Annotated in this window: 23 protein-coding genes, 1 tRNA gene and 1 other RNA gene; 21 read left to right on the top strand and 4 right to left on the bottom strand. The window is 35.1% G+C overall.

The window, feature by feature from the left end; all coding sequences use genetic code 11:
* The first annotated feature begins 200 nt into the window (after nt 1–200).
* The 21 genes from IGL90_RS08295 to IGL90_RS08195 all read left to right on the top strand — a co-directional run bounded on the left by IGL90_RS08295 (nt 201) and on the right by IGL90_RS08195 (nt 18382).
* On the top strand, nt 201–3098 hold the full coding sequence (locus IGL90_RS08295; RefSeq protein ID WP_048737474.1) for a tape measure protein: 2898 nt from the start codon (nt 201–203) through the stop codon (nt 3096–3098).
* Nucleotides 3088–3822 carry a tail protein gene (locus tag IGL90_RS08290; protein ID WP_002403868.1) on the top strand — a complete coding sequence of 245 codons (735 nt, stop codon included), beginning with the start codon at nt 3088–3090 and terminating at the stop codon, nt 3820–3822. The genes IGL90_RS08295 and IGL90_RS08290 overlap by 11 nt, the downstream gene beginning before the upstream one ends.
* Nucleotides 3804–6611: a phage tail spike protein gene (locus IGL90_RS08285; protein ID WP_048737442.1), complete on the top strand. Its 2808-nt coding sequence runs from the start codon at nt 3804–3806 to the stop codon at nt 6609–6611. The genes IGL90_RS08290 and IGL90_RS08285 overlap by 19 nt, the downstream gene beginning before the upstream one ends.
* An 18-nt stretch (nt 6612–6629) precedes the next feature.
* The gene (locus IGL90_RS08280) at nt 6630–7511 is read left to right on the top strand and encodes a phage baseplate upper protein (protein WP_002387290.1); all 882 of its coding nucleotides are present in this window, start codon (nt 6630–6632) and stop codon (nt 7509–7511) included.
* Nucleotides 7504–8100, top strand: coding sequence for a hypothetical protein (locus IGL90_RS08275; RefSeq protein WP_002357045.1), 597 nt, complete (start codon nt 7504–7506; stop codon nt 8098–8100). Before IGL90_RS08280 ends, IGL90_RS08275 begins: the two co-directional genes overlap by 8 nt.
* Nucleotides 8097–8384 (top strand): collagen-like protein, encoded by a 288-nt coding sequence (locus IGL90_RS08270; protein ID WP_002357046.1) that lies wholly within the window; start codon nt 8097–8099, stop codon nt 8382–8384. The genes IGL90_RS08275 and IGL90_RS08270 overlap by 4 nt, the downstream gene beginning before the upstream one ends.
* Nucleotides 8384–8875 (top strand): hypothetical protein, encoded by a 492-nt coding sequence (locus tag IGL90_RS08265; protein WP_048737440.1) that lies wholly within the window; start codon nt 8384–8386, stop codon nt 8873–8875. Before IGL90_RS08270 ends, IGL90_RS08265 begins: the two co-directional genes overlap by 1 nt.
* Nucleotides 8876–8888: 13 nt before the next feature.
* A complete protein-coding gene (locus IGL90_RS08260; RefSeq protein WP_002389262.1) occupies nt 8889–9209 on the top strand; it encodes a hypothetical protein in 321 nt (106 codons plus the stop codon).
* A gap of 1 nt (nt 9210) precedes the next feature.
* Nucleotides 9211–9366 carry an XkdX family protein gene (locus IGL90_RS08255; protein WP_002364192.1) on the top strand — a complete coding sequence of 52 codons (156 nt, stop codon included), beginning with the start codon at nt 9211–9213 and terminating at the stop codon, nt 9364–9366.
* A gap of 34 nt (nt 9367–9400) precedes the next feature.
* Nucleotides 9401–9622: a hypothetical protein gene (locus IGL90_RS08250; RefSeq protein ID WP_002364191.1), complete on the top strand. Its 222-nt coding sequence runs from the start codon at nt 9401–9403 to the stop codon at nt 9620–9622.
* Nucleotides 9615–9848: a phage holin gene (locus IGL90_RS08245; protein ID WP_002384371.1), complete on the top strand. Its 234-nt coding sequence runs from the start codon at nt 9615–9617 to the stop codon at nt 9846–9848. The genes IGL90_RS08250 and IGL90_RS08245 overlap by 8 nt, the downstream gene beginning before the upstream one ends.
* The gene (locus tag IGL90_RS08240) at nt 9849–11090 is read left to right on the top strand and encodes a LysM peptidoglycan-binding domain-containing protein (RefSeq protein ID WP_002370962.1); all 1242 of its coding nucleotides are present in this window, start codon (nt 9849–9851) and stop codon (nt 11088–11090) included.
* 836 nt (nt 11091–11926) lie between these two features.
* Nucleotides 11927–12127: a cold-shock protein gene (locus IGL90_RS08235; protein ID WP_002357053.1), complete on the top strand. Its 201-nt coding sequence runs from the start codon at nt 11927–11929 to the stop codon at nt 12125–12127.
* 71 nt (nt 12128–12198) lie between these two features.
* Entirely contained in the window at nt 12199–12450 is a 252-nt protein-coding gene (locus IGL90_RS08230; RefSeq protein WP_002357054.1) for a hypothetical protein, read from the top strand.
* Between the two features lie 635 nt (nt 12451–13085).
* Nucleotides 13086–13159, top strand: a tRNA-Ile gene (locus IGL90_RS08225).
* A 29-nt stretch (nt 13160–13188) separates the two neighbouring features.
* Entirely contained in the window at nt 13189–14130 is a 942-nt protein-coding gene (gene hemH, locus IGL90_RS08220; protein ID WP_002364185.1) for a ferrochelatase, read from the top strand.
* A gap of 725 nt (nt 14131–14855) precedes the next feature.
* The gene (locus IGL90_RS08215; RefSeq protein ID WP_236545681.1) at nt 14856–15257 is read left to right on the top strand and encodes a type II secretion system protein; all 402 of its coding nucleotides are present in this window, start codon (nt 14856–14858) and stop codon (nt 15255–15257) included.
* The gene (gene comGF / locus IGL90_RS08210) at nt 15247–15681 is read left to right on the top strand and encodes a competence type IV pilus minor pilin ComGF (protein ID WP_002357060.1); all 435 of its coding nucleotides are present in this window, start codon (nt 15247–15249) and stop codon (nt 15679–15681) included. The genes IGL90_RS08215 and comGF overlap by 11 nt, the downstream gene beginning before the upstream one ends.
* Complete coding sequence (comGG, locus tag IGL90_RS08205; protein ID WP_002360027.1) at nt 15681–16034, top strand: competence type IV pilus minor pilin ComGG; 354 nt, start codon at nt 15681–15683, stop codon at nt 16032–16034. The genes comGF and comGG overlap by 1 nt, the downstream gene beginning before the upstream one ends.
* 128 nt (nt 16035–16162) lie before the next feature.
* Complete coding sequence (locus tag IGL90_RS08200) at nt 16163–17170, top strand: class I SAM-dependent methyltransferase (RefSeq protein WP_002357063.1); 1008 nt, start codon at nt 16163–16165, stop codon at nt 17168–17170.
* Between the two features lie 24 nt (nt 17171–17194).
* Complete coding sequence (locus IGL90_RS08195; protein ID WP_002362052.1) at nt 17195–18382, top strand: acetate/propionate family kinase; 1188 nt, start codon at nt 17195–17197, stop codon at nt 18380–18382.
* 104 nt (nt 18383–18486) lie between these two features.
* Here IGL90_RS08195 and IGL90_RS08190 read toward each other — a convergent pair whose 3' ends face one another.
* The 4 genes from IGL90_RS08190 to IGL90_RS08175 form a co-directional block, all read right to left on the bottom strand.
* The gene (locus IGL90_RS08190) at nt 18487–18960 is read right to left on the bottom strand and encodes a universal stress protein (RefSeq protein ID WP_002357065.1); all 474 of its coding nucleotides are present in this window, start codon (nt 18958–18960) and stop codon (nt 18487–18489) included.
* A 317-nt stretch (nt 18961–19277) separates the two neighbouring features.
* Entirely contained in the window at nt 19278–19610 is a 333-nt protein-coding gene (locus IGL90_RS08185) for a hypothetical protein (RefSeq protein WP_002357068.1), read from the bottom strand.
* A 7-nt stretch (nt 19611–19617) separates the two neighbouring features.
* Nucleotides 19618–19811, bottom strand: a non-coding RNA gene (ssrS, locus tag IGL90_RS08180) — 6S RNA.
* A gap of 72 nt (nt 19812–19883) precedes the next feature.
* On the bottom strand, nt 19884–21161 hold the full coding sequence (locus IGL90_RS08175; protein WP_002360030.1) for a replication-associated recombination protein A: 1278 nt from the start codon (nt 21159–21161) through the stop codon (nt 19884–19886).
* Nucleotides 21162–21268: the final 107 nt, after the last annotated feature.

The raw sequence follows: 21268 nt of genomic DNA, 5'->3' as shown, positions 1-21268 counted from the left end.
GAAGCAGAACTAAAAAGTTCGCTTCTTGAGAATGGGTGGACTTTAAATGAGATCGAAAACACAGATTTAAACGAGCTTTTGAAAATTTATGCATTTAAAGATGCTGTAGACGAATTTGAAAATATCAAATATCTTGATGAAAATACTATGTTCTAAGAGGGAGGGGGTACTTTTTGAACAATGAAGACTTAGTCTTAAAAATGATACTGGATGAATCTGGCTTTTCACAAGGATTAAATTCAGCAGTAAAAAAGTTACAAGGCTTTGATGTTGAAGTTGATAGAACAGGACAAAAAGGCGGCCGATCTCTTGGGAGCATATGGACGTCTTTTGTTGGTAACTTTTTAGCTAGCGGAGCAACTAAAATTATCTCTAAAGGTATTGGATTGATTACCAGCAACATCGACGGGGCCATTAATCGTGTAGATACGTTAAATAACGCAAATCGTGTGTTTGAAAATATGGGCTTTTCAGCTGGTGAAACATCTAAAACAATGGATAGCTTAAAGAAAAGTATCCAAGGGCTGCCTACGCCGTTAGATAGCGCTATTAAAGGTGTTCAATTAATCGCTTCATCAACAAATGATTTAGGTAAATCAGAACAGATTTTCGCAGCTTTAAATAACGGTATCCTCGGTTTTGGTGGTTCTGCTGAAATGGTAGAAAATGCTATTATCCAGCTGTCCCAATCGTTCTCAAATGGTAAAGTAGATGCTGAAACTTGGAATTCAATGATTAATAGTGGTTTAGGACCAGCATTAAACGCTTTAGCAAAACAGATGGGATTAACAGCTGGACAGATGAAAGCAGGGCTTTCTGATGGCTCAATTTCAGTTGAAGAATTTCAAGATGCTTTAATCAAATTAAATAAAGAAGGCGGTGGCGGTCTTAAATCATTAGAACAGATTGCTAAAGATTCTACCGCTGGTATTAAAACAGGTTTAGCTAACATGAAGACTGCAATCGTTCGTGGTGTGGCTAACGTTGTAACTAAAATTGACGAAGGCTTAAAAAGTGCAGGTTTTGGAAGTATTAGTGAAATCATTGCTGACAAAGGGGCAAAAATGGAAGCAGCTTTATCTAAATTTGCCGAGATGATTCCGCCAATGATTAAAACAGCCAAAACATTGTATGATACGTTAAAACCTTATGCTCCATTGCTTGCAGGTTTAGCTGGCAGTATTGGAACGTTGATGCTTGCTAAAAAAGTAAGTGCAGCATTCACGGCTTGGCAAAAAGCAACAGAAGGATTATCAATTGCGCAAGCGATACTTAATTCAACTATGTTGGCGAATCCATTTGTCGCTATTTTAGCTGCAGTTGTAGGTTTAGTTACAGGATTTATTTATCTTTGGAAGACTAACGAAGGGTTTAGGGATGCTGTTAAAAATATTTGGAAAAATATACAAGAATTTATTTCTAGTGCTGCAGAAACAGTTGTGAAAGCTTGGGATTCCACAATGAAATTTTTCAGTAACATGTGGGATGGCACAAAAGAGGCTTTTTCGAATGCTGGCACATGGATGAAAGAAGTACCTGGAAATGCAGCCGACTGGGTTAAAAATAAGTGGAACGGTACCAAGGAATTTTTCAGTGGACTTTGGAATTCAACAAAAGAAGGCTCAAAAAATACATGGGAAAATATTAAACAAAGTGCTGCTGACAGTGCTAAAAGTGTTGGAGAAAGTTTTAAAAATGGCTTTGATAATGTGAAAGATTGGTTTAAGGGTGTTGGAAAATCAATATCAGATGTTTTCACAACAGCATTTGATTTTGTCTGGAAATATATTGGTCCATATGTAACAGGAATCAAAAATGCGTTTAAAATGGTTGTTAACGCTATGAAAGCGAACATTGAAAATATCAAAATAATCGCTGAAAATGTCGTCACCATTCTAAAAAATGTTCTATTAGCTCCAATTCTTTTCATTACATCAATGATCACAGGTGGATGGGAAGAGGCAAAAGAAAACATGATTGCCGTTTGGGATAATATTGCTGAAGCTGCTCAGACTATTTGGTTCGGGATTAAAAATATCTTTTATAACACTGTTACAGCTATTTCCTATTCAGTCACTTCTATTTTTAATGGATTGATGTTGACAATTAAAAAGATTTGGATTGATGTGAAGTTATTTTTCACCTTACTCTGGATTGACATTAAATATGGAGCGATCAACGTTTGGATTGAAATTAAATATTCTATCATCGAAACGTGGATAAATATTAAATTTGAAGCAATTAGAATATGGGAAAGTTTGAAAACTTGGTTCTTTGAAACAGTAGAAAACATTAAAAATGGTGTAATTGATGGTTGGAATAACTTAAAACAAGGCACAGTTGATACATTTAACGCAACTGTTCAATGGTCAAAAGATACCTGGAATAATTTTAAACAGTGGATTGTTGATCTTGTGACAGGTATAAAAGACGGCATCATTAACGGTTGGGAAAACTTAAAACAGGGAACAATTAATATTTTCAACAATTTGGTACAAGGTGCTAAAAATGCGTGGAATAATCTTAAAAGAAGCGTTAGTGATACAGTTGAAAATGTGAAGCAAACCTTTAATGATATGCGCCATATCGATTTATTTGAAATTGGTAAAAATATTATCCAAGGATTAGTTAACGGTATTGGTTCAATGATTGGTGCTGTGAATAAAAAAATTAAAGAAGTTGCTGGTAATATTAAAGAAGAAATCAAAGGTGCTTTAGGCATTCATTCACCTTCAAGATGGATGCGGGATATGATTGGTAAAAATATTGTATTAGGTGTTGTAGCTGGTATTGACCAAGAAAAAGGAACGCTTGACAAATCAGTGAAAAAAATGACCGATTTACCAACAGAGTTACCAAATTTTTCTACTACTGGCAGATATATCAACCAACAAGGAGCTCAAACAGAAAGCTTAGCTAAAAATAAAGGTAATGCTACGACTAATATTGGCGGTGATACTTTCAATATCAATATACAAGCTATGGGAAAATTAAATGAAAAACAATTAATGGATATGGCTAAAGACCTCGTTAAGTATATTCAAATTGTTAAAAATAGAGATAGTGATGCAACGGGGGGTGCTTTTGGTGGAATTTAAAAGAGGACAGTTTTTTCTTAATGGAAAACATAGTTCTGAATTCAATGTATTTATGAGAGAAAGACCTGAACGACTTTCTGCAGGACGTGTGGTAGAGCTTAGGGAGCGAATGGGTAATGATTCAATAGCCGTTGATTTTGCATATTATAAAAATGTAGAACGTACCATTACATGCTATGCGAAAGCAAATACTTTACAAGAAGTTTCTTTTTTAGAAGATGAAATTTCCTTTTGGCTCGATATGGGAAACTATTCTGATTTTATTGTCTATTTTGATGAGCATTATATTTATCAGGCGATTGTAACGAGTCCACCAAAATTTACAGGAACAAGAAAAAGCGGGTTTTTAATTCCTTTTGAATTTACTGTAAGTATCCGACCTTTTAAGAAAAATCGTATTGGCCAATATTGGATAAGTAATCCTAATCAGTTAATCAATACAGAAAAATATCCTTCAGAACCCATTATTCAGATTTTGGGGTCTGGGGATATTTCTTTTTTTATCAATAATCAATCATATTCATTAAAAGCAATTAACGGTGACATCATTATAGATTCAGAAAAACAAGAAGCTTATAGAAAATCAGGCGGAGCATTTGAAATCTTGGATCATAAAACACTTTTTAAAGATTATCCGATTTTAAAATGTGGAGAGAATAATTTTCGCTGGACTGGTAAAGTAACAGAGTTTAAGGTTCAGCCGAATTGGAGGCGAAAGGTTTGATTCCAGTTATTTTTAAACCTGGAGAAAAAGATTTTTCAACAAATGGATTAGGACGTCTTGTTGATGCGACACGTTGCGAAATCACTGAAGAAGCAAACGGAAAATATGAACTAGAAATGGACTATCCAGCGATTAGCAGATTTAGTGATTATTTCGAAAATGGCTATCAAATTAAAGCAAAGCCAAATGACTTAGAAGAATACCACATTTTTGAGATCAAACAAACGTTTAAAGATACTTTTACTAATAGCATTGTTATTTATGCCCAATCTCGTACTTATAAGCTAGGAAACAGACAAGTGAGGCTAGTAACAGTTGATAATCGTAATGGTGCAGAAGCAATGAAATTAATCGAACAGAACATGGACGAACCTTGTGATATCAAACTATATTCTGATATAAATACAGCTTCTAGCACTACATTTGAAGCTAGAAATGTATTGAATTGTATTGCAGGGGAACAAGGTTCTCTACTTCAATACTGGGGCGGAGAAATAAAACGAGAGCCTTTTAAATTATCTTTGCTAAGGCGTAGAGGACGAGATAACGTTGGAACTGTTCGTTATGGTAAAGATTTAAAAGGATTAACCATTAAATTTGATTGGCAATCAATTGTTACTAAAGTTTTGCCATTTGCAGAGCTTCAAAGTGGAGCAGACGGAACTTCTCAACGGATTTATGGAAATGCAGTTAAAAGCGAATATATCAGTAAGTATCCTGATGTTTACGCTCAATACATTCAGTTTACTGAAGATCAAGGAGTAAAAGATATAGCTAGCTTAAATAAAGTGGCAAGTAAATACTTCACTACATTATATCCAGGAAGTGATAAGCCTAAAGTTTCTATTGAATTAGAAATTGAGAAACTTACAGATTCAGAAGAAGCAAAAGAATTTGCTAAGATGCGTAACTATAATTTATTCGATACATTCACTGTATACCACAAGCTTTATGATATTGACATTCAAACGAAAGTTACAGGAATTGTCTATGATGCTTTAGCAGAAAAAACAATAAAAATCACTGCGGGAGATATCCAAGTTGCTTTTTATAAACAGCAAAGCCAAGACTTTCAAGAAGCTATAAAAACATTGACAAAAAAAGAGTATATGAGTGATTTTGTAGATTATATTACTAATTTGATTAACGGTGTTGAAGGTGGAAGTATACTTCAATATCCTAAAAATCGACCTAATACCCATTATTACTTAGATACGGAATCCACGGATACTGCAAAAGATGTGATTGCAATTAATAACAAAGGAATTGGATTCTCAAGAACTGGTTGGAAAGGTCCATTTAAAAATGCGTGGGGAATTAATGGAGTATTGAATGCGGACTTTATAGGAGCTGGCAAAATAAAATCTAATATTTTTGAAACATCATTTAATAGCTGTGGAGATATTTTACGTATGGTAAACGGTACTTTACAAGCTTGGAATAATAAGAAAAAAATCATGGAATTAACTAAAAAAGGGATGGAGTTTTGGAATGGTAATAGTCACGTTGGCACGATGGGAACAAGGGGAAATCCTTTTCCAGGGTTAGTAGATAAAAATGGAAATCCTGTAGTTTCTGATGGGAATTCATTACTATTAGTCGCAGATAATCCCCAAAAAATTATTGGTTTGTCTAACCAATCAGGCACAGGACATTTAATTACTGGTCCTACACAGTTTTTTGTTGGAAATAATTTTAACTTTTTTGGTCCAAATGGAAGTAAAGCAATTCTGACAGTTGATCGATTGATTGTGGGCGGCAAAGAAGTTATACCTGGTCAAAATGGTGGTGGCGGTTCTGGAGCTGGAACAGGTGGTTATCCATCAGAAGTTACAAGCGATGCAGATAAATTTGCTTGGGACTTATGGAGTTACCTATTAGCTAACGGATACAGCAAAGCAGCTGCTGCAGGTATCCTTGGAAATGTACAAGGAGAAGTTGGTCCAAGTATGAACCCAGATACCGAACAAATAGGCGGTCCAGCTTACGGATGGGTTCAATGGGACGGTTCAGCATATCCATTGGTAGGCGCACCAACTTGGAATGGCCGAGAATATGTACAACGCTTAATCGCAGCTGCAGGTATCAAACAAGACTATAGGACGTCATTAGCCCAAGCTCAATTAATTAATTGGTGTATGTTCAATGGGCAATGGTTAGGACAAGTAAGTCCATTAACAGTTGATGAATTTAAAGTTGTCAGCTCGCCTAAAACAGCTGCTTATGCGTTTGAATTAAACTTTGAACGTCCAGCTGCAGCACATCCAGAAAGACAAACCTATGCACAAGTATGGTATGACAAATTCAAAGATTTGAAAGCTTCTACTGCAACAGGAAAAGCTGGCATAGAACATTTGGAGACCTTAATGGGCAAATGGCTTGGTAATGGGCAATGTTATGCCGTTCCAGCCGAATATTCTGGTTTTATGGGCGGCTGTGGTTTAGGTGCAGGAACAATTTATGGCTTTTCACATGTAATTGGTGATACATCATCTGCTGCAGATATTGGTGAAGCATATGGTTGGAATGCGGTAGGTTGGCGAGTAATCCAAAATCCAACGTATCAAGATTTAGTGGTAGGAGCAATCGTCAATATTAGACGAGGTGGCCAATGGGGAACAGGTTGGACAGTAGACCCAACATATGGTCACACGGGCGTGATTTACGGCTTAAATAACGGACGTATCCAAACCATAGAACAGAACGCCGAGCAAGGGCAAATTGTCGCAAAATATGACCGATTATATTTTGCTAATTCTATTCAATCGATTGTTATTCCACCAAAATAACGAAAGGAGGATTTTTCAATGGTTAAATGGCAAGCAACGCTAAGTACAACTGAACCTTACAATTACATTGGGATTCAGAATGTACGACAAGGAAATCGAAACACAGAAGTCTTAGAAGCCATACTAGTTGAAAATGCTTTGCCACTTGATTTAACAGGTTGCGAAGTTTTTTTTGAATCGGTTATTGATAATAAATATCCGATTCAACGTTCAGCAAAAATTGTGAATGCCAAAAAAGGGATTATTCAGTATACCTTTGATGAATATTCTATGCAGTCGTTACACAGACAAGAAGCATATTTCAGTATTCATAAAGGTGATAACCTGATTGGTGCAACGCAAAACTTTTCTTACTTTGTAGTGAATGCTGCTTCGAAAACAGAAGGTGAAATGGGTTCTTATTGGCAGTCCATTGAAGATTTAATCGCGGACATGAACGCTTTTATCAACGAAAATAAGGGTGATTTTACTGATTGGATGAATGCTAGAAAAGAAGAGTTCGAAGCGTGGCGAGATGCGCAAAAAACAGATTTCACTTCATGGTTCGAATCAATCAAAGATATTTTAAAAACGATTGATCCTGGCGGTACGATGTTAGCCGAGCTAATGGATGCACGTGTAGACATTCAAGGAGTGCGCCATAATTCAATTTCTGAACGTTTATTGGCAGATATGGAATATTTGTATCAGAAATTAGAGAAACGCTTATATACGTTAGAATATGGCGAAATAAGTGACTTGATTATTTTACAAGATGATGCTTTTTCACTGAATCATGAAACAGAAATTGTTGGAACAGTTGATTATCCTGCGATCGATGGGGCATTGGTTATCGCAACAGTTGATGATACAAAACAGAACGCTTATGTGTTTGAAAAAGTGGGTGAAATAAGTGGTTAAAGCAAAACGAATGATGGAAACCGATGAAAATGGCGTGGAACGTCAGTTTTATCCTATTACACATGCATCCGCTGTTCGAGGATTAGAAAAAATTATTGCGGGTCAATCAAAAGTATTATCTGTTAATGGATATACTGGGGCAGTAATTATCACTAAAGCAGATCTAGGCTTAGAAAATGCACTGACAGAACTTCCTTATGCGACAGAAGAAACAGACGGTATTATCACTGCTGAAATGTTTCAACGGTTGTCAAATGGCGAGGGAGGCGTGTACATTCTTCCAATCGCTACCGCAGATGAACTGGGCGGAATAAAGGTTGGCCAACTGTTAGAAATTACAGAAGACGGAACGTTGTCTGCGGTAAAGCAAACAGATCAAAATTTCACCACTGAACTAAAATCGAAACTGGAAGAGTTGAAAGGTTATACTGCTGGAGCGAATATTTCTATTTCAGAAGATGGTGTTATTTCAGCAACTGGTGGTGGCGATGGCGGCGGAGTGAATCAACAATATGTTGACCAAAAAGTTCAAGAAGCCATTGACAGAATACCTGATATTACGTTTGAGAGAGTAGGGGAAGTTGAATGACAGATATTGTTAAAGTAAAACAAGGAGGAACACAGGTATTTCCTCAAACACATTGGAATGCTGTGGAAGGGAAACCAGAAGTATTGAAAGGTGAAAAGGGAGACCCAGGTCCACAAGGTCCAAAAGGAGATAAAGGAGACGTTGGTCCGCAAGGTCCAGCAGGGCAAAATGCAACAACGACAGACGTTGCAACCTCAATAAAAAATGGCTTGATGTCTAAAGAAGATAAAACAAAGCTAGATGGATTGCCAGCAATTACGTTTGAAAAGGTAGGGGAAGTGTAATGACAACAGATATTGTTCAATTAAAAGAAAAAGGAAAAACAGTCTATCTTAAAACACATACTGCCGCAATTGATGGGCTTGAATCTTATATAAAAAAAATAGATGCGGACAAAGCATATCAAAAAATTACCAAAAAAGAACCGTTGTGGACAGGTGCATGGTATGGCGGAGCTGCAGGAAATGGGCAAGTACCTTCTAAGTCTCTTTCACAGTGTGAGAATGGTTGGATTTTACAATGGCAAGAATATACCAAAGAAGGAGCTTTGAACGGTGCGTGTTATCACTTTTTCTTAGTGCCTAAACAGCATGCGCAGAATCCAGGTTCTGGGGGAGTTATTTTCCTTTTACATGGATACTATACTAATTTAGTACGGAAATATTTATATATTAAGGATACTAAAATTACTGGAAACGACTTAAATGCCTCTTCTAGTGATACGGCTGGTTCAGGCAGTAAAATGTTTGCGTTAAGTGCGATTTATGAATACTAGGAGGAAAGAGAACATGAAAATTTGGATTGATGATATTCAAGGTTATTTAGACGGATATTCCACAATGGAACAACCGAATAAAATTGAACTTGAAGTAGAAAAAGAGCCAACAGATTTTTTTAATTATCGCTGGGACGGAACAAGCTTAATATACGATCCTGATAATGTGCCAGAACCAGAGCCAACGCCACCTACGGAATTGGAACTTTTACAAAAGCAAAATGCGGAATTAATGAAGCAAGTTTCTCAGCAGAATCAAGTTATTCAACAAACACAAAGAATGACTGGCGAATTGATGAAACAAGTCGCTGAACTTACGAAAGGAGCGGAATAAGATGAAAACGAATGCTTTTCCAGGTTTCGATAATATTAAACAGTTGTATGATTGGAATTGTTATACAAAACAAGATTTAGTAGATTACGTGAATATGAATTGCTTAACAAAAGAAGAATATACAAAAATTTGTGGAGAACCGTTTAGCGAAAGCTAAGCGGTTTTTCTTGTAAGTAGAAAGTAGGTGCAGGATGAACTTAACAGTAGAACAATGGTTAGCAGTGATTACATTCTTAGGGGGAATTATTTTCGCATTAATGAAATTTTATCATGTCTTTTCTCAATTAGAAGATAGCATGAAAGAACTAAAGGAAGCTGTTGAACGTTTAAATAACCATGAAATACGCATTAGCCGATTGGAAGAGCAAAATAAAACCCTCTTTAGAGGGATTGGAGGAAATAAAAATGATTAATTGGAAATCAAGAATAAAGAACAAACAATTTTGGCTTTCGATTATTCCAGCAGTTCTATTATTAATTCAAGTAGTAGCAGTTCCTTTTGGATATAAATTTCAAATTGAAATGATTAATAAGCAACTGTTAGATGTTGTTAATGCATTATTTGTTGTGCTAACTATTCTAGGTATTGTGACAGATCCCACAACACCTGGATTATCAGATAGGAAAGGAGATAAATAAATGAAAAAGAAACTATTGGCAACGTTACTGGTAGTCTTATTTTTTGTATCACCAATTAGCACATTTGCTGCAAAAGGAGACCAAGGCGTTGATTTGTCTATTTGGAATGGGTATCAAGCAACATTTGGTTATGCACATGATAAATTCTCAATTTCACAAATTGGTGGGCAAAACAACTATGGGATTTATGATCAAGTTACTTATTCTAGTCAAGTAGCTAGTACGATTGCTCAAGGTAAACGAGCGCATACGTATGTATGGTGGCAAAACGTCCTTACCTACGAAAATGCAAAGCAAGTATTAGATTACTTTTTACCTAAAGTTCAAACACCAAAGGGATCAATTGTCGCCTTAGATGCGGAAGACGGCGTTCAATCGACGGATGTAACGCTATGGGCGTTAGACTATATCAAAGAGGCTGGATATACACCGATGCTTTACGGATACAAAGGGTATCTTACTTCATCTTATGATTTATCACGAATTGCAAAGAAGTATCAATTATGGATGGCAGAATATCCAGATTATGAAGTGACACCTTATCCAAATTACAATTATTTTCCTTCATTTGAAAATATCGGTATTTTTCAGTTCACGTCAACCTACGTTGCAGGAGGGCTAGATGGTAACGTTGATTTAACAGGTATTACTGATAATGGTTATACAAAGAATAACCAACCAGCAACAAACACACCAGCTATTGAGGAAGGTAAAGAAGTAGAAAATACGCCAAGTTCCGATGTTAAAGTGGGCGACACTGTTAAAGTGAAATTTAGTGTTGATGCTTGGGCAACTGGCGAAGCTATTCCGCAATGGGTAAAAGGAAACAGCTATAAAGTACAAGAAGTAACTGAGAGCAGAGTATTGCTTGAAGGTATCTTGTCATGGATCAGCAAAGGCAATATTGAATTATTGCCAGATGCGGCAACTGTTCCTGATAAACAACCAGAAGCGACTCATGTGGTACAATACGGCGAAACATTATCAAGCATTGCTTATCAATACGGAACAAACTATCAAAGATTGGCTGCATTAAATGGATTGACAAATCCAAATCTTATTTACCCTGGCCAAATTTTGAAAGTAAATGGATCAGTAGTAAGCAACATTTACACAGTTCAATACGGTGATAATTTATCAAGTATTGCAGCTAAGCTTGGTACGACTTATCAAACCTTAGCTGCATTAAACGGATTAGCAAATCCTAACTTGATTTATTCTGGTCAAACATTGAGCTATTGATTTTTTGCAAAATCGGTTGAAATTTAGAGGTACCTCATTTACAATAGAGTTACCTTTTCATATTATGACTCTTTTCGATTTAGAAAAGAGGTGCTCCTATCTTATGCCAAGTCCTTAGGTAGGAGCATTTTAATTTTACTCATACGTAGCTTAGTTTAAAGCTATTGTATTACATAAGAAAACACCTACCACAGATGCACGTACTTCCCCAAGCAGTTGTCTGTGCGGTAGGTGTTTTTTTAGATTTTACTTGTTAATCATAACCGATTTTCTTTTTTTATAATAAGGTTAAGCTTGAATTTATGAAAAGGATAATGTGTACGGAATTTATCCTAATAAAAAATAGAATTAGCCTATTTCTAAGCTACTATTACTTGAGAACAGTTTCCTTTTAAATAAGTGGAAAATTGTAGTACAGCTACTTTAGCGATATTCCTTAATATCCCAGTTCTAATTTAAAGCCAAACACAATTTTGTTAATAAGTTGTGAATAATTTTATTGGTTGAATTAACAAAACTAATTTGCTAGAATAATAAAGCAATTACTTGTAGTAAAAGACTACAGGCCCCTTGTATCATAATTGTGCAAGTGGGTTTTTGTATCGTATATTTATATTTCATGTCTAGAGTAGATGGATTATAACCTTTTTATAGTATTGGTCCATCATGTTTTAATACACTCATTTGCTTTATAGGAAATAGTATGGTATTATAAATAAGTAATCAATTTTGACATGTAACGAGAGCGCTATACATAAGACTATAATTCTCCTTTTGCTTATCAAACATTTTTTGCAACAAATCGCATACAGGGTATGCACAAGGAGGAAACATATATGAACAACGGTACAGTAAAGTGGTTTAACTCAGACAAAGGTTTTGGATTTATTACAGGTGAAGATGGCAATGACGTATTTGCTCATTTTTCAGCAATTCAAGCGGATGGTTTTAAGTCATTAGAAGAAGGACAAGCAGTAACTTTTGATATTGAAGAAGGACAGCGCGGTATGCAAGCTGTTAATATTTTTAAAGCATAATAAAGGTTTTGGTAAAACGTTCCAATTTAATTGGAACGTTTTTTTTATAAGATTAAATTAATAGGCTCTGAATGTTGAAAGCGAAAGGAGATCATCATATGGGATTTGGAAAATGGAAAGAAATTATACCATCAGATAAAAGTAAACAGTTTGAAGAAGGACAGAAAGTATCATTTATTTACAGAAAAGAAATTAGAAGTGGTATAATAGCTGTTTTATTAATTAATTCAGCAGTAATTAATATTATAGACAGTTCTAAGCCAAAAAACAAAAAAGAAAAAACAGTAATTAGTTATGAGAAACTATTATCGATGTATCAATAAAAAGACCCTAGTTTAGATTAGGGTCTTTGTGTTAAACTTAAGACAAGGATTTATGGCATACTCTTTTTTCTAAACATATTCTTTACTTGTTAAAGGATCTGTTATTTTTATTTAAAAATTGTTAGCTAGTTAGAGCAAATGGTTCGTAATCATTCGGTTGATTGTTCGAATTTATCATAGTAGTTAAAACGAAATTATCTTGTGTATATAGAAAACACCTACTGAAGACGCACAATACTTCCCCAAGTTGTGTATGTTTAGTAGGTGTTTATTTATAATTGTATATTTGAATTATAAATAAAATACAATTGTTTTGTAAAATGAAAACTTGAAATTTAAAAAAGAAAGCGGTAAAATATCTTTACCAAACAATTTTATTTTTTCATTTTATTACTACCTCTTGTCGCCTTACCCCAATGAGGCGGCTTTTTTTTACATAAAAATATTGAACTCAAAAAATAGATATTGTAAAATATCTATACATATTTAAACTCTTATTTTTTCACGCAGACCGCCTTTTCTCAATAAGGTGGTCGTTTTTTTGTTGAAAATTGAAAATCAGTAAAGTAAAATTGTTATATATTAAGCTATAACTAGTAAGAACTATTTTATCCCCAATAAGCTAGTTATTACTTGGACCATTAGCTCAGCTGGTTAGAGCAAACGGCTCATGACTATTCGGTCGATGGTTCGAATTCATCATGGTCGATAATAGAATTAGACAGGTAGTGAATTATTTTGAAAAGAACAGGAATTCTCTTAGTGAATTTAGGAACACCAAAAGATTCTTCCAAGACGGAAGTAAGGAAGTATTTAAAAACTTTTTTATCAGATAGAAGAGTAATAAAAATACATCCTATAATTTGGAAACCGATTTTGAACGGTATTATCTTGAATATACGTCCAAAAAAATCAGCAAAACTCTATCAAAAAATTTGTACTGAAAATGGATTTCCTCTTTTGGAATATACTGAGAAACAAATGGAAAATTTGAAAAATATATGTCCAGAAGTGGAAGTTACAATCGGAATGTCATATAGTGAACCGAGTATAGAAACTGCTCTAGATACATTATTATCAAAAGAGATTGAAGAACTCAATGTCATACCAATGTATCCGCAATACTCTGGGACAACGGTAGGATCGGTGTTTGATTCCGTTATGAATTATTTTATAAAAAGTGATAGGATAGTGGATATTAAATTTATTCGATCATTTTACAATAATCCACAGTATATAGATTACTTTTCAAAAAAAATAAATGAAGCTTTGAATGAAAGTCCAATAGATGCTATCGTTTTTTCATACCACGGAATTCCTATGTCTTATGTAAAAGATGGGGATAACTACCCGAAGGAATGTACTAAAACAACAAAATTAATAATGGATAAATTAGGAGATATTCGTTATTATCAAACCTATCAATCGAAATTTGGGCCATCTGAATGGTTAAAACCAGCAACTGATGATACCTTGAAAAAATTACCATCAAAAGGTATTAAAAATATATTAATTGTTGCACCAGGTTTTGTTGTAGACTGTCTAGAAACAATAGAAGAATTGGAACACGAAAACAGAAACTATTTTTTAGAAAATGGCGGGGAAGTCTACAAATATGTTCATCCATTTAATGGAGATATTGAATTTGCAAAATTAGTAAAGGACATTATTTCTTTGTAGTAATTTGTTTTAGTTTTTTATTTTAGTTTGAATTTGTTAAACAATTTATTCAGGGTTTGCACGAATATATTTACTGGTATAGCATATAGTAGAATTAAGCAAAAATTAAACGGCTTATCTCCAGTTCAGTTTAGGAAATAAGCCGCTTAAAAAAGCTTGATTTTTTTGCACTGCAGTTCGAGTCCTGTATGGTCCATAAAAATACGTTGTATGAAAAGTCAATTCTTTTTAGATATTTTTGACTTCCCAATTTGATATACTGCGGAAAGTATCTGAGAATTTATTTAACACATTTTTTATTTACTAAAGAAAGTAAAGATCAGAGCTGTGCAAATAGAAATGATTAAAAACATCCCAATATCATCATCTAATGTTTCAAAAACTTCAACAGGTTTCATAAAATGTTTAATTATTTTTTTCATTGTATTCACCTCAAAAAGAGAATAGAATGAAATATTCTACTTATCCATTGATATATCTAACGATTGACTTACAAAATTGAAATAAAAGTCTAAAAGTCAGTTGGTGTGATTATTATTATAATACAAAAAAGACCTCCATTCTTTTAAGAATAAGGTCTTTTTTTTCGTAGTCGCCTTCTAGGCAAACTAATTCAGTTAGCCGTATTCTAAACTCAATAAAATGTCAAATACTCATAGGTGTATTTTTACCACAAAATTTACCACAGATTTGCGGTATTATTTACATATCTTAGATTATTAAAAATGACAAAACAGCTATTTAATGCGTATTGTATGATTTTTTTGTTCCTTAAATTGTTATGGAATTTCAGATGGGGAGTGGCAAATATACGAAGAAAATTAACTATTTATAGCGGTTTTATTTTATTAGAGAGTCTCGTTAGTTTTAGTATTGTATGTGTGATAGCAGGGATATTCTCCCTGACTATTACACAATTAATTCAGCAAAATTATCAACGGGAGCAAGAATTAACGCGCACTCGTCTAGGATACGAAGCAATTTTATTTTTAGAGCAGACGGGTGATTTACGTTTCAAAGAGCGGATATATCAAGGAGAAACTTACCGATTTTCTTTGATGGAGAACAAGGGAAGAAGGATACTAAAAGTCACAGATTCAAGAGGAGCGATTTTGATTGGTCAATAAAAAATATGCGGGTTTTACGATGTTAGAGTGTTTAGTGGCACTAGTCGTTTTAAGTTGTATGTGTCAATTGTTTCAGTTGATGATTCAACAAAGTTTTATCGGAAATCAATATTTGAAAAACAATGATTCGAAATCCTGGCATATTTTTTTAATTCAATTAGAAAAAGAATGTCAAAAGCTCGTTTTCCAAACAGGCTCTGCTCAAGAGATTTCTTTCCTCGACTCAGAAACAAACAAGACTATTTCAATTCAAATCAAAGAAGATAAAATTATTAAGCGAGTCAATGGTAAAGGCTATCAACCGCTGTTAATTGGTATCAAAAATGGACAGTTTAAAAATGAAGGACAATCGTTTACTTTGGAAGTTACTTTTACTTCTGGAAAAACATTTGATAGTTTTTTTCCGATAAAGGGAGAATTTTAATGAGGCAAAAATATTCAGGAAACTTATTGTTCACGGCCATGGCCTTTGTTTATTTGATGAGTTTTCTCGCCCTTCAGTTACTAGAAGAACGTCAGTTAACACAAAAATTTACGCAAGCTACCCAGGAATACTATGCAGGGAAAAGTATCCTTCATTTATTTCTTGCAGATGTTAAACAAAATAGACGAAAGTTAAAAACAGAAGAAAGGCTCGTATACGCGCAAGTGACCCTCGATTATACATACAAAAATGAACAATTAAGAATAACTGTTTTATTAAACAAATCTGGTCGAAAATACCAATATCAAGAGAGAGTTTCTCATCAAAAAAAAGCGGAAACAATACTGGAATAGCGTTGTTTTTCTACAAATTATTAGATTTTAGAAGAAAGACAGTAAAGGCATTGATTATTCTTTCTTTTTTCGTTAAAATAAAACAGGTATGGAAGTTGTTACATTTTGAATAGAATAGAGGTGCTAATTTGTTCCCAGAAAAAATTGAAGAGGCTTTCGAGCCAATGGAACAAGCAATCCAGTTATTGCAACAGTCATTGGATACTTCTTTTTTAGATGCGTATATTGAAAATGGTGAAAATATTTTAGATGATTTTCAAGTACGAGTACTTGACGGAGTACCTAATCCAGAGACAGTGAAACAATTAGAAACGCTGTATCATACGATTAAAAAAATTGATTTAGCTCCTGAAGATGTGCGACGCTTGTCCCAATTACTTTTGTTAAAAGGAACGAGAAAAGAGCAGCTTCAAGCAAATCATCAATTGACGCCAGACGGTATTGGCTTTTTGTTTGTTTATTTAGTAGAACAATTAACAAATAAATCAGAGCCATTAAAAATTTTAGATCCTGCTTCAGGAATGGGAAATTTACTGTTAACGGTTCTGCTGAACCTTGAAACAGCTGGTTACAAAGTTTCTGGTTATGGTGTGGATATCGATGAAACACTTTTGGCAGTATCTTCTGTGAACAATGCTTGGTCACAAGCCAATATTCAGTTGTTCCATCAAGACGGATTGCAAGATTTGTTATTGGATCCAGTTGATTTAGCATTAAGTGACTTGCCGATTGGCTATTATCCAAATGATGAGCGAGCGAAGGGATTTGCTGCTGCTGCTGAGGAAGGCCATAGTTATGCGCATCATTTATTAATGGAACAAGCCATGAAATACGTGAAGCCAGCAGGGTTTGGCTTATTCTTAATCCCGACCAATATTTTAGAGACTGAGCAAAGTGAATTCTTTAAAAATTGGTTGACAAAAAACGTCTATTTACAAGGAATGATACAGTTACCTGATGAATTGTTTAAGTCAGAACAATCACGTAAAAGTATCTTGCTTGTTCAAAACAAGGGTGCAGATGCTGAGCAAGTGAAGGAAGTTTTGTTAGCAAAACTTGCCTCTTTGAAAGATATCAATAAAGTAACGGAGTTCTTTAAACAATTTGAAGCTTGGAAAGCTTCAAATTTAAAATAAAATAGTAACGAAGAGGAGAAAATTATGTCTAAAACAATTGCAATTAATGCAGGTAGTTCAAGTTTAAAATGGCAATTATACCAAATGCCAAATGAAGAAGTGATCGCTAAAGGAATCGTTGAACGTATTGGCTTAAAAGATTCTATCTTCACAATTAAATATGGTGAAGGACAAAAATATGAAGTAATTGTTGATATTGATAACCATGAAGTGGCAGTAAAAATGTTACTAGACCAATTAATCGACTTAAACATTTTAGGCTCTTATGATGAAATTACTGGTGTTGGTCACCGTGTAGTTGCTGGTGGAGAAGAATTTAAAGATTCTGTTGTTATTACAGACGAAGTATTAGAAAAAATTGAAGCTTTATCTGAATTAGCACCTTTACACAACCCAGCGAATGCAATGGGAATTAAAGCATTTAAACATATCTTACCAGAAATCATTAGCGTGGCAGTCTTTGATACGTCGTTCCACACAACAATGCCAGAACACAACTATTTATATAGTGTACCGCGTGAATACTATGAAAAATTTGCTGCACGTAAATATGGGGCACATGGAACAAGTCATCGTTATGTCTCTCAACGTGCTGCAGAAATGTTAGGTCGTCCAATTGAAGACTTAAAAATTATCACTTGTCACTTAGGAAATGGTGCTTCAATCACTGCAGTTGATGGTGGAAAATCAGTCGATACATCAATGGGCTTCACTCCTCTTGCTGGCGTTACAATGGGGACTCGTTCAGGGGATGTTGATGCGTCACTATTGCCTTATTTAATGACAAAACTTGGCTTGACTGATGTACAAGACATGGTTGATATTTTAAACAAAAAATCTGGTTTATTAGGTTTAACAAATGGTTTATCAAGCGACATGCGCGATATTCAATCAAACTTAGATAAACCTGAAGTTCAAACAGCATACAACATTTTTATCGATCGTATTCGTAAATACATTGGTAGCTATGTCACTGTTATGAATGGCGTTGATGCGATTGTCTTTACTGCTGGAATCGGTGAAAATGCAGTTGGCGTTCGTAAAGATATTATTGATGGCATGACTTGGTTTGGTTGTGAAATCGATAATGACAAAAATAATGTACACGGTGAAGAAGCAGTTATCTCAACTGATGATTCAAAAATCAAGCTTCTATTAGTACCAACTGATGAAGAGTTAATGATTGCCCGTGACGTAGAACGTCTAAAATAATTAAACGAACACACCTTGTGAGACACTCTCACAAGGTGTGCTTAATAGGTAAATAAGAAAAAACTGAGCCAACTATCAAAAGTGATAGTTGGCTCAGTTTCTTTTTATTTTTCTTCATTTTTTGGTAATTTGTTGTCTAAATCCGTCCGTACAACGAGAACATCGCAACTAGCGTTACGGATAACTGATTCAGAGACAGAGCCAATAAATAAACGCTCAACGGCATTTAATCCAGTTGCTCCTAACATAATTAAATCAATGTTGTATTCTTTTGGTAATTCTTTGGCAATAATGTTCTTAGGAGAACCATAGGCTAGAACGCTAGAGACTTTTGTTTGTCCCATATCCACCGCTTGTTGTTGGTAGGTGTCTAAGGTTTCTTTTGCCATTGACATTGCTTCTTCTGCTAGCGCACCATCAAAAGAGGACACTGATTGGAAAGAGCGCGTATCAACAACATGTGCTAATAGTAATTCAGCATCGTTTCGTTTAGCGACGTTGACCGCTTTTTTAAAGGCTAAGTCTGCTTCGTCAGAACCATCGATTGCTATCATAATTTTTTGATATTGTTGTAACATAATAACCGCTCCTTTCAGCGTAAAAAAAATCATTAATTGTTTCTATAATAATTGTAAAACAAACAAAGAAAAAAAGAAACTGAAACCGCTTCTTTTTTTTCTGAATATTGGCATTTTTTTTGTAAAAAAAGAACCTGGGACAAAAATCACTTTGGATTTTTGTCCCAGGCTTAAAAATTGATAAACGGCGGAAACAGAAGCAACTCCTTCGGAAATAAGCCGAAATTCTCCAAAAATTAAAGAACAATTTTCGGAAATTCCTTCTTATTTCTCGGAGTTAAACACTTCTGTCCCGACCTCTTTAAATTCATCGTCTTTTATGACATTTTTTTTGCAAAAGTTAAACTAAACAACGTTGAAAGTAATAAAACAAAAAAGATAAAACCAATTGACAATAACGGGCGATTAAAAATAGCCGCTAGAACACCTAGAATGGCGATAATCAAGTAATAACGCCCAAAACGTTCGATAAACTGTTGACTTTCTGTTGCAGTTTCTTTTTTTAAGAGTGGTAAAAAAGCTGCACTTTTCTTCATCAAATAATAACTGGCTACGCCTGTGACAACGGCGAGTAATAGTACGAGTATACGAATCATCTTGTCCTCCAAAAAAAAACAACTTGCCAGAGCAAATTGTTTAGAAATCTTCATAAAAATGGTAAAATCCGTCGATGCCGGTAATCGTCCTAGAGTATTGAACCCGCAAGATAAGCAGGTGGGTTCCTCGATCGCAGTATTGAACTACCAAAAGAAAAGGCATGTTACCAACTTTGATACAAGCAGGATCCCTAGATATCAATAAAAATGTTCGGTCAACACAGTGAAAGGACAACGCGTACATCACAGATTTACCATCTTTATAATAGCATACTCTCTCAAAATCGGCAACGAGATTGTTTCTTTTTTTGAAAGCGTATTATTTTGTTATTTTTTCTGTTTCCATTCTTGGATACGCTTGAGTTGCTGATGTAAGGCTTGTTCATATTTACCAATATCAATCGGTTCGTAATAACGTGCCTCTTTTAATTTGTCAGGTAAGTATTGCTGATTGACCCAACCGTTTTCAAAATTATGTGGGTATTGATAACCAATGCCACGGTTTAATTCTTTGGCTCCAGCATAGTGGGCATCACGTAAATGATCAGGAACATCTCCCACAGAGCCTTGTCGAATATCTGCCAAAGCAGCATCAATCGCTGTGACTGCAGAATTTGATTTTGGCGATAAACATAAATCAATGACGACACTAGCTAGAGGAATCCTAGCTTCTGGAAACCCTAGCTTTTCGGCGGCTTGAACAGCGGTGACCGTCCGAGCGGCGGCCGCAGGATTCCCAAGACCGATATCCTCGTAAGCAATGACCATTAAACGACGACAAATAATCGGTAAATCACCTGCTTCAACTAAGCGACCCAAATAATGAAGTGCAGCATCTACATCGCTTCCTCGAATCGACTTTTGGAAAGCGGAAATCACGTCATAATGGGCATCGCCATCTTTATCATGCGTTAAGGCTTTTCGTTGCACGCACTCTTCAATAATCGGTAAGGTGATCTTAATTTCGCCTTGTTCATTTTTGGGTGTTGATTTAACAGCTAATTCTAGTCCATTTAGCGCACTACGTAAGTCACCGTTCGTTGCGCGTGTCAAATGTTGTAATGCTTTTTCTTCTAAGTGGACAGGATAATCGCCTAAGCCACGTGTGCTATCGGTTAAGGCTTCTTGAATCGCTTGCTGAATGTCTGTTTCCGTTAAGGGCTTTACTTCAAAGATTTGCGTACGACTACGAATCGCAGGATTAATTGTGATATATGGATTTTCGGTAGTGGCTCCAATCATAATAATTCGTCCGTTTTCTAAATGAGGGAGCAAAAAATCTTGTTTTGTTTTATCTAATCGGTGAATTTCATCAAGCAGTAAAATCACTGTGCCACTCATTTTGGCTTCTTCAGCAACGATTTGTAAATCTTTTTTGGTGTCTGTGGCCGCGTTCAACATGCGAAAGGCATAATTTGTTGAACCAGCGATTGCGCTGGCAATACTGGTTTTTCCAGTGCCAGGCGGCCCATAAAGAATCATCGATGAAAGCATTTTGGCTTCGACCATCCGACGAATAATTTTACCAGGGCCGACTAAATGTTGTTGACCAACTACTTCGTCTAAGTGACGAGGTCGCATTCGATAGGCTAAAGGTTGTTGCATAAAAGGACCTCCTTTTTCATAATCATCTTATTATAACATAAAGAACGTACATTCGCTTTTTGGTGGTTTTTTGGGTTTTAGATGGATATAGCGGAAGGTTTCGTGTA

Source organism: Enterococcus sp. DIV1307a, from assembly GCF_050537425.1.
Taxonomy (GTDB): Bacteria; Bacillota; Bacilli; order Lactobacillales; family Enterococcaceae; genus Enterococcus; species Enterococcus faecalis.
This window is presented reverse-complemented; position numbering and strand designations above follow the sequence as displayed.

Bases quoted from the DNA above. Each gene is read 5' to 3' on its own strand.
- IGL90_RS08245 (WP_002384371.1), top strand. From the start codon at position 9,615: ATGATTAATTGGAAATCAAGAATAAAGAACAAACAATTTTGGCTTTCG.
- comGG (WP_002360027.1), top strand. From the start codon at position 15,681: ATGAGGCAAAAATATTCAGGAAACTTATTGTTCACGGCCATGGCCTTT.
- IGL90_RS08240 (WP_002370962.1), top strand. From the start codon at position 9,849: ATGAAAAAGAAACTATTGGCAACGTTACTGGTAGTCTTATTTTTTGTA.
- IGL90_RS08260 (WP_002389262.1), top strand. From the start codon at position 8,889: ATGAAAATTTGGATTGATGATATTCAAGGTTATTTAGACGGATATTCC.
- IGL90_RS08255 (WP_002364192.1), top strand. From the start codon at position 9,211: ATGAAAACGAATGCTTTTCCAGGTTTCGATAATATTAAACAGTTGTAT.
- IGL90_RS08230 (WP_002357054.1), top strand. From the start codon at position 12,199: ATGTTGAAAGCGAAAGGAGATCATCATATGGGATTTGGAAAATGGAAA.
- IGL90_RS08195 (WP_002362052.1), top strand. From the start codon at position 17,195: ATGTCTAAAACAATTGCAATTAATGCAGGTAGTTCAAGTTTAAAATGG.
- IGL90_RS08215 (WP_236545681.1), top strand. From the start codon at position 14,856: ATGACAAAACAGCTATTTAATGCGTATTGTATGATTTTTTTGTTCCTT.
- IGL90_RS08235 (WP_002357053.1), top strand. From the start codon at position 11,927: ATGAACAACGGTACAGTAAAGTGGTTTAACTCAGACAAAGGTTTTGGA.
- IGL90_RS08295 (WP_048737474.1), top strand. From the start codon at position 201: ATGATACTGGATGAATCTGGCTTTTCACAAGGATTAAATTCAGCAGTA.
- IGL90_RS08265 (WP_048737440.1), top strand. From the start codon at position 8,384: ATGACAACAGATATTGTTCAATTAAAAGAAAAAGGAAAAACAGTCTAT.
- IGL90_RS08280 (WP_002387290.1), top strand. From the start codon at position 6,630: ATGGTTAAATGGCAAGCAACGCTAAGTACAACTGAACCTTACAATTAC.
- IGL90_RS08270 (WP_002357046.1), top strand. From the start codon at position 8,097: ATGACAGATATTGTTAAAGTAAAACAAGGAGGAACACAGGTATTTCCT.
- IGL90_RS08175 (WP_002360030.1), bottom strand. From the start codon at position 21,161: ATGCAACAACCTTTAGCCTATCGAATGCGACCTCGTCACTTAGACGAA.
- IGL90_RS08190 (WP_002357065.1), bottom strand. From the start codon at position 18,960: ATGTTACAACAATATCAAAAAATTATGATAGCAATCGATGGTTCTGAC.
- IGL90_RS08185 (WP_002357068.1), bottom strand. From the start codon at position 19,610: ATGAAGATTTCTAAACAATTTGCTCTGGCAAGTTGTTTTTTTTTGGAG.
- IGL90_RS08250 (WP_002364191.1), top strand. From the start codon at position 9,401: ATGAACTTAACAGTAGAACAATGGTTAGCAGTGATTACATTCTTAGGG.